The 12931-nt window shown below is 28.0% G+C and carries 11 protein-coding genes; 3 read left to right on the plus strand and 8 right to left on the minus strand.

What is annotated here, in order from left to right:
• Window positions 1-5: 5 nt before the first annotated feature.
• A complete protein-coding gene (locus ACJJVK_RS11725) occupies window positions 6-491 on the plus strand; it encodes a Rab family GTPase (RefSeq protein WP_405566164.1) in 486 nt (161 codons plus the stop codon).
• A 7-nt stretch (window positions 492-498) separates the two neighbouring features.
• A complete protein-coding gene (locus tag ACJJVK_RS11730; protein ID WP_405566166.1) occupies window positions 499-2031 on the plus strand; it encodes a hybrid sensor histidine kinase/response regulator in 1533 nt (510 codons plus the stop codon).
• Between the two features lie 25 nt (window positions 2032-2056).
• On the opposite strand, the gene ACJJVK_RS11735 is transcribed toward ACJJVK_RS11730, so the two are convergent.
• The 7 genes from ACJJVK_RS11735 to ACJJVK_RS11765 all read right to left on the minus strand — a co-directional run bounded on the left by ACJJVK_RS11735 (window position 2057) and on the right by ACJJVK_RS11765 (window position 10309).
• Entirely contained in the window at window positions 2057-2695 is a 639-nt protein-coding gene (locus ACJJVK_RS11735; RefSeq protein WP_215995008.1) for an alpha/beta hydrolase, read from the minus strand.
• Between the two features lie 37 nt (window positions 2696-2732).
• Window positions 2733-3059, minus strand: a complete 327-nt coding sequence (locus tag ACJJVK_RS11740) for a DUF4870 domain-containing protein (protein WP_405566168.1) — start codon at window positions 3057-3059, stop codon at window positions 2733-2735.
• 5 nt (window positions 3060-3064) lie between these two features.
• Window positions 3065-4321, minus strand: a complete 1257-nt coding sequence (locus ACJJVK_RS11745) for a dihydroorotase (RefSeq protein WP_405566170.1) — start codon at window positions 4319-4321, stop codon at window positions 3065-3067.
• Window positions 4318-6267 (minus strand): BatA domain-containing protein, encoded by a 1950-nt coding sequence (locus tag ACJJVK_RS11750; protein ID WP_405566172.1) that lies wholly within the window; start codon window positions 6265-6267, stop codon window positions 4318-4320. The genes ACJJVK_RS11745 and ACJJVK_RS11750 overlap by 4 nt, the downstream gene beginning before the upstream one ends.
• Before the next feature lie 97 nt (window positions 6268-6364).
• Window positions 6365-7129 carry a TIGR02757 family protein gene (locus tag ACJJVK_RS11755; RefSeq protein ID WP_405566173.1) on the minus strand — a complete coding sequence of 255 codons (765 nt, stop codon included), beginning with the start codon at window positions 7127-7129 and terminating at the stop codon, window positions 6365-6367.
• 7 nt (window positions 7130-7136) lie between these two features.
• On the minus strand, window positions 7137-7796 hold the full coding sequence (locus ACJJVK_RS11760; RefSeq protein ID WP_405566176.1) for an ABC transporter ATP-binding protein: 660 nt from the start codon (window positions 7794-7796) through the stop codon (window positions 7137-7139).
• 89 nt (window positions 7797-7885) lie between these two features.
• Window positions 7886-10309 carry a DUF5916 domain-containing protein gene (locus ACJJVK_RS11765; protein ID WP_405566177.1) on the minus strand — a complete coding sequence of 808 codons (2424 nt, stop codon included), beginning with the start codon at window positions 10307-10309 and terminating at the stop codon, window positions 7886-7888.
• 313 nt (window positions 10310-10622) lie between these two features.
• Here ACJJVK_RS11765 and sucC point away from each other — a divergent pair, with 313 nt between their 5' ends.
• A complete protein-coding gene (gene sucC, locus ACJJVK_RS11770; protein ID WP_215995015.1) occupies window positions 10623-11819 on the plus strand; it encodes an ADP-forming succinate--CoA ligase subunit beta in 1197 nt (398 codons plus the stop codon).
• Window positions 11820-12111: 292 nt separating this feature from the next.
• Here the strand turns inward: sucC and ACJJVK_RS11775 are convergent, their stop codons facing one another.
• On the minus strand, window positions 12112-12915 hold the full coding sequence (locus ACJJVK_RS11775; RefSeq protein ID WP_215995016.1) for a carboxypeptidase-like regulatory domain-containing protein: 804 nt from the start codon (window positions 12913-12915) through the stop codon (window positions 12112-12114).
• Between the last annotated feature and the right edge of the window lie 16 nt (window positions 12916-12931).

A 12931-nucleotide genomic window follows, 5' to 3' on the forward strand; every position in this document is an offset into this window, starting at 1 on the left:
TTTAAATGATAGCAAAAAAAGTTTTACTTGTTGGTAATTTTGGTGTTGGTAAAACCTCACTAATTAGAAGGTTTGTTTTAAATGAATTTTCTGAAGATTACATCAGTACAATTGGTGTAAGAGTTAGTACTAAAATAGTAGAATTAAATTCAGAAAAAATTAAGCTATTAATTTGGGATGTTGCTGGTACTAAAGATGATGAAAAAGTGCCAAAAGCTTATTTTTTAGGAGCAAGTGCAGCTATGTATGTTTTTGATATGTCTAGAGATGAAACTTATTTAAATTTAAGCAGTCAAATAGATACAATTAAAGAATTGTCTGGTTTAGAGGATATTACAATTGTAGGTAATAAAAAAGATTTATTAACTAGTTTAGAGATAAATCAAGTAAAAAAAACTGTAAATATTCATATAGATTTAATTACCAGTGCAAAAGATAATGAAAATGTAGAAGATGCTTTTGTATTGTTAGCACACCAATCTTTAAAATAAAATTTCATTGATACCTCCAAATATAGAAAATGCTTTTATTGAAATTGTAACCAATAAGCAAGGAATTATTACTGCAATTAATGCAGGTAAATTTGCTAAAAAAGAATTTGATTTAAACACTTCAATATTTAATCCTTGCCCTTTTCTTTTTGGTACGTTAGATTTTTTAACAGAAAATGAAACAATTCCTATAAACGGAATGGTTATTTGTTCTGATGAAAAAGAGTACAATGTAGATTTAGAATTGTTAAATAAAAACAATGTAATAACAATTCTAATACAAGAAAGAACTGAGATTTACAAAACTATCACTAAATTAAATCAAAGTAGAAATGATTTGTATTTTTTGAAAAGAGAAATTTCAAAAAAAAATAAAGAACTAATTGTTTTAAGAAAAGCTTCTGATAAAGCTAATGAAGAAAAATCTCGTTTTTTAGCAATGATGAGTCATGAAATAAGGAATCCTTTAAATACCATTTTAGGATATACACAAATGATTTCTGAAGAAGATTTATCGAAAAAAGTAGAAGATTATATAAAATATCTTTCAATAGCTGGTAGAAATTTAAAAGTTATTGTTGATGATATTTTAGATTTATCGAGAATTGAAGCAGGTAAGCTTAAATTGGCTGTTGAGCAGATAAATATTAATGATATAATTGAGGGTATTTATATTAACTATAAGAATCAGAATAGTAATGATAAAGTTAATATAGAACTTTCAAAATCTGATCTTATACCAGATGTTTTATATGGAGATGGTGTAAGAGTTACTCAAATTATTACTAATTTAATGAGTAATGCTTTAAAGTTTACTAAAAAAGGAATGGTTTCTTTACAAGCAAATCTTATTTTAGACAGTCCAGAAACTACAGAAATACGTTTTAAAATTATTGATACTGGTAGAGGAATGACACCAGAACAAACTGTACTAATATTTGAAGAATATGGTCAAACAGAGTTAGATGATAATAGAATTCATGGTGGTGCAGGTTTAGGGTTGGCAATTGTAAAACGTCTGGTATCTGCAATGCAAGGAACTATATCTGTAGAAAGTGCTATTGATAAAGGAACTGTTTTTTCTGTAGAAATTCCGTTTAAAAAAGTAGATTCTTATATAGAAAACAAAATACAAGAGGTCCCAGAAACAAAAATTATAAGTTTAAAAGGTAAAAAAGTTTTACTGGCAGATGATGATCATTTAAATCAAAAAATAACCATTCATTTTTTAGAAAAAGAAGGGGTTAAAGTTACTGTTGTAGACAATGGATTAATGGCTTATAATGTTTTAAATAAAGAAACTTTCGATATTGTTCTTTTAGATATAAATATGCCAGAACTTACAGGAGTAGAGTTGGTTAAAAGAAAAGAACATCTATATTTTAATACAAAAACACCTTTTTTAGCCTTAACAGGTTTTGCAACTGAAGAAGATAAAAGTCACTATTTGAGTGTAGGTTTTAAAGACGTTATATTTAAGCCTTACAAGCCAGTAGAATTAATAGGAAAGCTTCAAAAATCACTCATAAATATAGATTAAGAGCTCTTTGGTAATTAGTTCTATTTTACAACCTATTTTCTATCCAAGACTTAAAACTATAGAAGTTTTGTGGAGCTACTCCATGACCAACAGGATACTCAGAAAAAACATTTTCTAACCCTAAATTATCTAAAAAGGGTTTACTTTTTCTTGCCCAATCAATAGGTAAAACTTGATCTACAGTTCCATGAGAACAATAATAGTCTGTTTTTACATCCTTAGAAATTGTTGATGGTAATAATTTTGTTTCAATATAACCACTTAATGCAATAATATAATTTACTTTATTTGGGTAAAAGAAACTTAAAGAATAACTTAAAATAGCACCTTGACTAAAGCCTAACAAAAAAGTATTGTTAGTACTTGTGTTGTATTTTGTTTTAATATCATCAATAAAAACTGCAATTTTATCAATAGATTCTTTAGCTTGTTTTAAATCAGAAAATTTACCATTTACTTCATCAAAATTAATTGCATACCAAGCATAACCACCATAACCCATTTCGTAAGGTGCTTGTACACTTACAATAAGTAATTCTTCTGGTAACTCTTCTGCAAACGAAAATAAATCTTGTTCATTACTTCCATAGCCATGTAATAAAATTAATAAAGGCGGATTTTCAGTTTTTTTAGTAGGTTCTTTTACAATGTAATTTAGACTCATAAATGTTTTTTAGACTGATAATAGTTTAATTTTTTTATTAAATTCCTCTAAACCAATTTTGAAAATGCTCACCAACTACTGGTACTTCTTTTTCCTCTCCTTTAAAAGCTCCTATTAAAGAAATAATCCATAGTATAAAAGCTAAAGCTCCAATAATATAACTAGCAGAACTACCAAAAAATTTAAGAATAATTGCTCCGTTTAAAAACTGAATAATATTTAAACCTATCATTTGTCTTATATAAAAACTAGCAAAATAATTCTTTTTATTCATGTTCATTACAAATGCAATTACAAGGCCTATAATCCAAAAATGACTTATAATTGCAGCTGTTTTTCCTTCACTTACAGAGGTGTTTTCCATAATATTTATTTTAATATTAATTGATTGTTTGCATAAACTCCATAAACTTTACCTTTTAACTTTTTGTTGATGAAAGGACTGTTTTTAGAAGTTGATAATATTTGTTGTTTTGTAAAAATAATTTCTTCTTTTGGATTAAATAAAGTGATATCAGCTTTATTACCTTCGTTAATTGTGTAATTTTCTAACCCAAAAATAGCTTTAGGTTTTGTAGTTAATTTCTCTATAAAATCTTCTAATTCTAATACAGAATTGATTGCTCCAAAAGCAGTTTCTAAGCCAATTACACCATCTTTAGCTTCACTGAATTCAACTTTTTTATGTTCTATGTCAATAGGATTATGATCAGAGGTAATAATATCAATAACATTGTTTTTAATCGCTTTTTGTAAAGCTTTAGTATCTGCTTTGGTTCTTAAAGGCGGATTCGTTTTAAAGTTACTATCAAAACCATGTAATTCATCATCAGTTAAAGTTAAATGATGTGCAGAAACACTACAAGTAACTTGCAATCCTTTTTTCTTAGCTTCTTTTATTAGGTCAACAGATTTTGCTGTAGAAATTGTTGGTATGTGTAATTTACCACCTGTGTATTCTAACAAAAATAAATCTCTCGAAATTTGTATATGCTCAGCTAAAGCAGGACTTCCTTTTAAACCTAATTTAGTGCTATTAATACCTTCGTTAGCAATTCCTTCTCCTGCAATCGCATTATTTTTAGGGAAACTTAAAACTAAACCATCAAAATTTTGAGCATATAAAAGTGCAACTTTCATTAAGTTGTCATTTTCAATTGGTTTGTTGTAATCACCAAAAGCAATGGCTCCAGATAGTTGCATATCATACAATTCAGCCATTTCAATTCCATTGCTTTTTTGTGTTAATGCAGCTATAGGAAATAATTTTGTTGCAGAATTATTAGCTTTGTTAATTAGGTATTCAACATCAGATTTAGAATCTATTATTGGGTTCGTGTTTGCGTTTACAGCAATTGCAGTAAAACCACTTTTGGCAGCAACTTGCAAACCATTTTGTATTGTTTCTCTTTCTTCAAATCCAGGTTCTCCTAATGAAACACTAGTATCAAACCAACCACAAGAAACGTGCAAGTCTTCTAAATCTACTAAATTTGTGTTTTCTTTAAGTTGAATGGTGTCTGCAATCTTTTTGATTTTTCCATTACTAATTAAAATGTCCTTTTTTTGAAGATGATAAGGACTTGATGCATCTATAATTGTTGCGTTTCTAAGAAGCGTACTCATGGTTTATAGAACTTTAAAATAAAAATTTCTAAAAGCAAAGATACAATTGCCAAGGCTAAAAACCATTTCCAAAGCCATTGAACTTCATTTTTTTTGTTTAAATCGTTAAAAACCTCTGCAATAGAAGAATTAAAATTGATGTTTTTATTTTCTTTTCTTAAAGAATTTAAATCTAAAAAGTTTAATGAACTCTCTTCTTTTGGGTTATTAAAAGCAATAGTTTGTAACGTGTCTTTTTTACTGATGATATTATAAAAACCAACTTTTGTAGGATTGTCTTTTGTAGAAATACTTACTTTATTTTGATAAGTTTGTTGAGATGGAATAAAAGATGAATTTTGATTAACAATGGTTAAAATTTCATCTTTTTCTAAATTGGTTTCTACATCAATTTTATTTTCTTTATTTAGATAATAATATAATTTTTGATGTTGAAAACTTAGTTTTCCAAAATTGTAAAATGTAGGTACAACTAGAGGTGAATTTAAAAAATTGCTATTGTTTTTTGATAAAGAACTAGAGATCCAATACACTTTGTTTTTCGAAGAATTAATCTCACTTATAAAACTTGAATTGTTCTCAAAAGAGATAATGTTACTTTTGTTTTTAGATAAAATAGGATAGTAGCTTTTAACAATTGGATATTGAAAATTCAATACTTTTTTAGAGAAAACATTTTTAAATAAAGGGTGATTAAAATTGATATTTGTAATTTTTAAAGTATCAGAAATTTTAGATTTTATTTTTGATCCAGCAATTTTATTTAAGAATAAATTATAAGATTGTACTTCAGATTTTATATTTGGTATAATTACAATCGTGCCTCCTTTTTTAGAAAAATTAACGATACTTTTTGATAGCGTTTCAGGGATTTTTTTTAATTCATTTAAGATGATAATTTGCTGTTTTGGAATGGCATTATAATTTATGTTTTGTAGGGTAGAAGTAGAGAAGTTAAATTCGTCTTTTGTGTAGATTTTAGATAAGAAATTTGTGTCATTACCAATACTTAGAATATTGATTTTTTTACTAGTGTTTATGCTAAAATAAAAACTATTGTCAAACAAAAAAGTGTCGCTAAAAGTAATGTCTAATTTCCCTAAGAATTCAGTAACATTTTGTAATGTAAAAGTTATTGTTTTATTTTCATTTTCGTTAATAGAGAAAGACTGTTTACTTACTAGTTTTTCTTTATTATAAATGGCTATTGGAATGTTGTTTTTTGCATCACCTTGATTTTTAACTACTACATTTATAGTTAAGTTTGTTGTGTTAGAGGTCGTAGTAAAAACACTATCTATAGAAATGTTGTTTTTTTTGCTACTCTCTAGTTTTATACCTGAAAAACCTTTGGTTACATTTGTAAACTCGTTGTTGTAAGTATTCTGAAAATCAGAAATAAAAACACTTTTATATAAAGTATTAGTTTTATTTTTTTGAGAGCTGTTTATTTTAAGAAAAATGTTCTTAATTTCTACTTTTTTAGCAGAATTTTTTATGTTTAGTAAGTTGTTTTTTAAATCTTGGTAAGAAATATCTTTGTAAAAATCTGTATTTGTTTGTAAAGAATATCTATCATTTCTAGAAGCATTTTCAATAATTTCTTGTGCTGCAATTTTTAATAAATTTCCTTTTTCTCCTGTACTATTTGTACTTAAAGAATTGTCTAAATAAATAAATATTTGCTGTTTAGTTTCTGTTTTTTTACCGCTAAAATAGGGTTGAGAAAAAGCAATAATTATCGCTGAAAGTAATAGTAGCCTTGTTGCTAAAATTAACCATTTTTTTATACGAGAACTCTTACGTGTTTGTTGTACTAATTTCTGTAAAAAAGCAACGTTAGTAAATGGTGTTTTTACAAATTTTTGTAATTGAAAAAGATGCACTAAAATGGGTATAATGAGTAGTGCTAAAAAGTATAAAATTTCAGGATTTTGAAATTGCATTTTTGTGATTAAAGTTCTCTCAAAAATAGGGAAATTAATCCATATTATAGCACTGAGTTTTTAATAGAAATCACAAAGTTTTATAAACATGTATTCTTTAAAATTTTTCAAAAACACCTAATCCAAAAAGGGCAAAATCATATTTTACAGGATCGCTTTTATCTAGTTTTCTTAAATTTTTGTCTAACTCAGAAAGTGCTTTCCAGTCGTTTTGTTTTCTGTTTAACAGTTTTAATTTTCTTGCAACATTACCAGAATGTACATCTAAAGGACAAGATAAATTTGCAGGATTATGAGTTTGCCAAATTCCAAAATCTACACCAGAATTATCGTCTCTAACCATCCAACGTAAAAACATATTTATACGTTTTGCAGCCGAATTTTTAAGAGGATCAGAAACGTGCTTTTGTGTTCTTTGTTGATAGTCAATTTCAAAAAAAATAGTTTTAAATTGATGTATTGCTGTTTTGTAATTTTTAGAATTGTCTTTTATGTTTAGTACGTTTTCTAACCCAAAATGGTTTTTATATATGTGTTGTAAAGACTTTATAAATTGTTGAAAATCGATGTTATTAAAAGTTCTATGTACAAAGTTTTCGAATGTTTTTAAGTCTTTTTCTTGATGGTTTAACACAAAATCATAAGGAGAATTGTCTAGTAATTCCATCATCCTATATGCATTTTTGATAATCATTTTTCGATTACCCCAAGAAATTGTTGCTGTTAAAAAAGCAGCAATTTCTATATCTTCTTTTAAAGTAAATGTATGTGGAATTTGAATTGGATCTGATTCAATAAATTTTGGATTATTGTATAAGACAACTTTCTCGTCCAAAAATTCTTTAAGTTCAGTTTTATTCATCTATCAACTAAAGAATTTTACCATCTTTCATTGTTAATTTTCTATCTGCCATATCTGCTAATTCTAAATTATGGGTAACCAAAACAAAAGTTTGACCAAATTCATCACGCAGTTTAAAAAATAATTCGTGTAAATTTTTAGCAGATTCACTATCTAAATTTCCACTTGGTTCATCTGCAAGAATAACAGATGGGTTGTTAATTAAAGCTCTAGCAACTGCAACTCTTTGTTGTTCACCACCAGAAAGTTCGCTTGGTCTATGATTTATTCTATGAGATAATCCTAAAAATTCAAGTAATTCTTTGCCTTTTTTTTCGGAACCTTTTTTAGATTTCTTTGCAATAAATGCAGGGATACAAACATTTTCTAACGCTGTAAATTCTGGAAGTAATTGATGAAACTGAAAAATAAAACCAATATGTTTATTTCTAAATTCTGATAATTGTTTGTCAGTTAAATTTTTAAGAGATTTATTGTTGATGTTAATTTCGAAATCTTGCTCTTTTAAAGGTTTGTCTAACGTACCTAGTATTTGTAAAAGTGTAGTTTTTCCAGCCCCAGAAGGACCAACAATAGCTACAATTTCTCCTTTTTTTATTTCTAAATCTAAACCTTTTAAAACTTCTACATCACCATAATATTTATGGATATTTTTTGTAACAATCATAGTTTTTATATCTGATTACGAATGTATAAAAAAACGGATATACTTTTTAAATATATCCGTTATTATTAAAAGTTGGGAGAGTTCTAAACTTAAAAAATGTTCTTAATCTTATTGTAATCTATAAAATATACAAACCTTACAGAAAATGTATGACTATGAGATTGGGCGAATAAATTATCCAAATTTTTGAAAAAATTCAAATTCGAGTTTGTGTCAGAGTTGTAGATTGAATTTCTATAAAATGCTATTAATTGGCTTCCAGGCGCAAATTGCCAAATATAATTTAAGTCTAAATTCCAGCTATTAAAATTCACGTTTTCTCCTTCATAGGTATCGTTTTTATTTAATTCACCATCAGAAGTTAGATTATAATAGTCATTATAATTTACTGCACCCCAATAATGCCTAAAAGTTAAGGAAAGTGAAGATTTTGTACTAAAACTATATTTACCAGAAATAGAATTGGTGTAATTTTTACGATCTCTCATACCAAAAATAATATTGGTGTCATCTTCATCTACATAACCTTGATCATCATAAAATTGATTGTAATTTAAGCTGTATTGTAAAGAAAATTGATTTGTAAATCGATAACGAGGTGAAATGCTAAAACCGTAACCAACTTTAGGGTTGTTAGAATAGGCAGTATGCCAAGCATCTGCATTTACCTGAAACTTTTTTTGTGAATTGGTAGATATCCAAGCATTGATGTTTTTTCTTTCGGGTTGTAAAAAGTAAACACCACTAGTTGTACCTTGTCTTGGTTCAAAAAAATCTTTGTTTTCTGTTTCATAATTTAAGTTACCACCAAAATAGAAGCGTTTTCTTGTTTGTGCACTTGCTCCAAAACTGGCTGAATAACCTGTAAATATTCCAGAAAAATGTTGGAATTCTGCATTGTTGTAAAAATAGAAATTGTAAGAATTAAATTTTTTGGTAGGTTGTAAAGTTCGCCAACCAGCACTACCATAAATTGTTTGTTGGTTATTGCTAAAAAGAATCCCCAAATCATTTGGATTAAAGTCTTTGTTCTCGAAGTTGTAACCTACTTCCCAGTTCCAATGGCCAGAATTGTATCCAAAACTATTATCAAAATAATAACCTAAACCATTGTTATTTACATCATCAGAAATAGAACTCATTTTTACAGAACCATCTGCATTGTATTTACTGTCTTTAGTTTCTATATGCCAATCTAAAGCAGTAACATTTGCATCTCTAAATCTGCCATCTCTGGTAACATTTGTGTTTATAAGAGATATGGTTGAGTTTTGATTAAATTGTTGATCTAGAACTAAAATATTATAGTTTGTAAAAGGATCAATTACTTCTTTTCTTTCAGTATTTGTTAGATTATTTTTTATAGTAGCTTCAGTTTTTTCTGTAATTGCGTTAAAAAAACCAATACCTAAACCCTTTTGGGTTCTTCCAGATATTTTAACAGCATTTAGCATGGTTACTTTTCCTGGGTAATCTGTAATTTCTTCATCTTCGGATATAGAACTTTCAATATCAAATTGATCTATAGGTTGAGCACCTATTCTTCTAGAATAAAATAAATTGGCAATATTAAACAATTCTGTACCTTCTGTAAAAAACTGTCTTTGCTCTGTAAATTGTTGCTCAAAAGGACCTAAATTTAATTCTACGTCATCAAAACCAACTTGACTAAAGTCAGGAATTAAAGTAGCATCCAAAGTAAAATTTTCTGTTAAACCATATTTAATATCCATACCAAGACTGTAGTTAAAATCGGTATTGCCTTCAAAAGTTGTAGTTGTTGCTGAAGCGTAAGGATATAAGTTTAATCTTGTTGGTGGTTTTATATCTCTAAAATCGGTGATTAAACCATCATATTGCGTCCACCTTCCTACAGTATTATCAATATGTGTCCAAGTGTGTTGTTGGTTTAATTTTTCTAATCTTCTATGAAAATTAAAACCCCAAGATTGTACAGGTCTGTTTGCAAAACGTAATGCTCTATATGGTATTTCCATTTCTACATTCCATCCTTTATCAGTAATTTTTGCAGCACTATCCCAAACAGCGCTCCAATTAAAATCTTCATTTCCATTAGATACTTTTGCATCACCTTGGTTTCCTGTAGATTGTACAATAAATTCAAATGGGTTTTGGCCATCATCATTTGGGTTTATGGTAACTAAAAAGAAATCTGCAATACCAAAATTATCTCTTACAGCAAATTCTTGAGGAATTCCTTCAGGATCAGGGTCTAACATTTCTGCTGATATGTAAATAGCATCATCATTATAAATTACCCTAACAGTAGTTTGATATTCTTTAGAAACTGGCTTACCATTGTCTGGTCTAAGAATAATAAAATCAGAACAAATTTCTGCATCTTTCCAAGCTTCATCATTTAAAATACCATCAATTTTTGGTGTTTTTGATATACGGGTTGTTTTAATTGTTTTTCTATTCTCTTGGTTTTGTGAAGATGATTGGTGAATGCCTAAAAAAGCAATCATTATCATTGAGATTTTTTTTAACATTTGGTTTTGGTTGATTTTTTGTTAAAACAATTTACGAATATATTTGACTCCTTACAGTAGTAATCATAAAATGTTGTTAATTCATATGAAAGACACCATATTTTTTAATGCGTTACAGTAACCAAGTGTTAATTAAATCTTAAAAAAGATTTAATTAAAATTAAAGTAAGTTTTCCTGTAAAAAATAAGCCTTAAGAACTTAAGATGTTTTTTAGTAGGTCATTTTTTTGTTTAGCTATAATTTTTATAAAAAAAATATCAAAAATCATCATTGAATTTGTATTTTTGTTTCCGTTTTAAAATCACGACACAGATGAACTTACACGAATATCAAGGAAAAGAAATTTTAAACAGTTTTGGAGTTAGAATTCAACGAGGAATTGTTGCAAGCACTCCAGCTGAAGCTGTAGAAGCTGCAAAAAAACTAACGGAAGATACTGGTACAGGTTGGCACGTAATAAAAGCCCAAGTTCACGCAGGTGGTCGTGGAAAAGGTGGTGGAGTTAAGTTAGCTAAAAACTTAGACGAAGTTCAGTCTATTTCTGATGATATTTTAGGTATGATGTTAATTACACCTCAAACATCTGCAGAAGGTAAATTAGTGAACCAAGTTTTAGTTGCAGAAGATGTTTATTATCCTGGAGATGAAGAACCAGATGAATACTATATGTCTGTTTTATTAAACAGAGCAACTGGTAAAAATATGATTATGTATTCTACTGAAGGTGGTATGGATATAGAAACTGTTGCAGAAGAAACTCCGCACTTAATATTTACAGAAGAAGTAGATCCTTTATTAGGTTTAATGCCTTTTCAAGCACGTAAAGTAGCATTTAACTTAGGCTTATCTGGTGTTGCATTTAAAGAAATGACAAAATTTGTTTCAGCTCTTTATACAGCATACATTAAGTCTGATTCTTCTATGTTTGAAATTAACCCAGTGTTAAAAACATCAGACTCTAAGATAATGGCTGTAGATGCAAAAGTGTCTTTAGATGAAAATGCTTTATATAGACATAAAGATTATGCAGCAATGCGTGATTTAAGAGAAGAAAACCCAATTGAAGTAGAAGCTAAAGCAGCTGGTTTAAACTATGTAGACTTAGATGGAAACGTTGGTTGTATGGTAAACGGAGCAGGTTTAGCAATGGGAACAATGGATTTAATTAAAGAATCTGGTGGTGAACCAGCTAACTTTTTAGATGTTGGTGGTACTGCAGATGCTGCAAGAGTAGAAACTGCTTTTGGTATTATTTTAAAAGACCCTAATGTAAAAGCTATTTTAGTAAATATTTTTGGAGGTATTGTACGTTGTGATAGAGTTGCACAAGGTGTGGTTGATGCTTACCAAAGTATGGGAGATAAAATTACAGTACCAATTATTTGTAGATTACAAGGTACAAATGCTGTAGAAGCTAAAGAATTAATTGATAATTCTGGGATGGAAATTATTTCTGCTACAGAATTTCAAGAAGCAGCAGATAAGGTTGCAGAAGTTTTAGGAGCTTAAGCTTTTAGTTTAAATATATTTTTAAAAAGCCTCACAAGAAATTGTGAGGCTTTTTTATATTCTTATTTTATTAAGATAGCATTGTTTAAATAATTTCAAACTTGTAAATTATCTTATATCCTTAAAATTCTGTTAAACAGTTTAAAATAATGTAACTTAATTACAAATGATGCGTCTAACATTATATAGCTAATGTCTTAAAAAGATATTTAGTAAATGTTAGTTAGTTTTTAATAGTTGATTAGAGTCAAAAGCTGTAAAACGTTTTTGACTCTTTTTTTGTTGATATATTTTAGTTTTTAGAAGGAATTTTATCACGCTCTATTTTACCATTTTTAATGGCTTTGTAGTTTTCGTAACAACTAAGAACAGCTTCAATCATTTGTAAATCTGATGCTTTTTTAATAAAATATTCAGAATAATTACAATCTGTTAATAGTTCAGTTAACTCTTGTCTATCCATTTGTAAGTATTCCATCATTACTTCTCTATCAAATTTACCTGCTAACATTTTACGTAAATCGTCTTCTTTTTTTAGTTTTTGTAATTTCTTTAGTTGTTTCGGTTTTTTACCAAACAAGTTGTATAAGAAATCTACTGGCTGAAATAAAGCAGCAACAGGAGAAGAGAAGTCTCTTTTATTAGCTTTACCAACTTCGTAAGTCTGTGGTAATCCATTAATATGAATTCTAGTAAATTTATCTTTAGGTACTTGTTTTACATCAATTTCTAAAACTCCAATTAATTTGGTAGATTTTATAATAACTTCTCTAATTTCTTCAGGCTTTTCGTACAAAGCAATCTCTAATTCATTTCCTTTCAATAAATCATTTGTAACTTTTACTTTTATTGATGAAAACCCTAAATAAGAAACTAAAATTGTATCGTTAGCTTGAGTTGGTATTTCAAAAAAACCTTTATCGTTAGTAATTGTACCTTGTACAGTGTTTAAATTTAAAATGTGTGCAGCGCTTAAAGCTTGCTTATTTACAGCATGAATAATTTGTCCTTTTAAAGTTGTATTCGGAATACTGTCTTGCTGAGAAAATGCGCCTAAACTTAAAAATAAGCACAGAATAATTAGAGTTTTTTGCATGAAAACAAAATTAATG

The sequence above is a fragment of the Polaribacter sp. Asnod6-C07 genome (assembly GCF_045063625.1).
Lineage (GTDB): Bacteria > Bacteroidota > Bacteroidia > Flavobacteriales > Flavobacteriaceae > Polaribacter > Polaribacter vadi_A.

Bases quoted from the DNA above. Each gene is read 5' to 3' on its own strand.
- ACJJVK_RS11755 (WP_405566173.1), bottom strand. From the start codon at position 7,129: ATGAATAAAACTGAACTTAAAGAATTTTTGGACGAGAAAGTTGTCTTA.
- sucC (WP_215995015.1), top strand. From the start codon at position 10,623: ATGAACTTACACGAATATCAAGGAAAAGAAATTTTAAACAGTTTTGGA.
- ACJJVK_RS11745 (WP_405566170.1), bottom strand. From the start codon at position 4,321: ATGAGTACGCTTCTTAGAAACGCAACAATTATAGATGCATCAAGTCCT.
- ACJJVK_RS11750 (WP_405566172.1), bottom strand. From the start codon at position 6,267: ATGCAATTTCAAAATCCTGAAATTTTATACTTTTTAGCACTACTCATT.
- ACJJVK_RS11760 (WP_405566176.1), bottom strand. From the start codon at position 7,796: ATGATTGTTACAAAAAATATCCATAAATATTATGGTGATGTAGAAGTT.
- ACJJVK_RS11735 (WP_215995008.1), bottom strand. From the start codon at position 2,695: ATGAGTCTAAATTACATTGTAAAAGAACCTACTAAAAAAACTGAAAAT.
- ACJJVK_RS11725 (WP_405566164.1), top strand. From the start codon at position 6: ATGATAGCAAAAAAAGTTTTACTTGTTGGTAATTTTGGTGTTGGTAAA.
- ACJJVK_RS11740 (WP_405566168.1), bottom strand. From the start codon at position 3,059: ATGGAAAACACCTCTGTAAGTGAAGGAAAAACAGCTGCAATTATAAGT.
- ACJJVK_RS11765 (WP_405566177.1), bottom strand. From the start codon at position 10,309: ATGTTAAAAAAAATCTCAATGATAATGATTGCTTTTTTAGGCATTCAC.
- ACJJVK_RS11775 (WP_215995016.1), bottom strand. From the start codon at position 12,915: ATGCAAAAAACTCTAATTATTCTGTGCTTATTTTTAAGTTTAGGCGCA.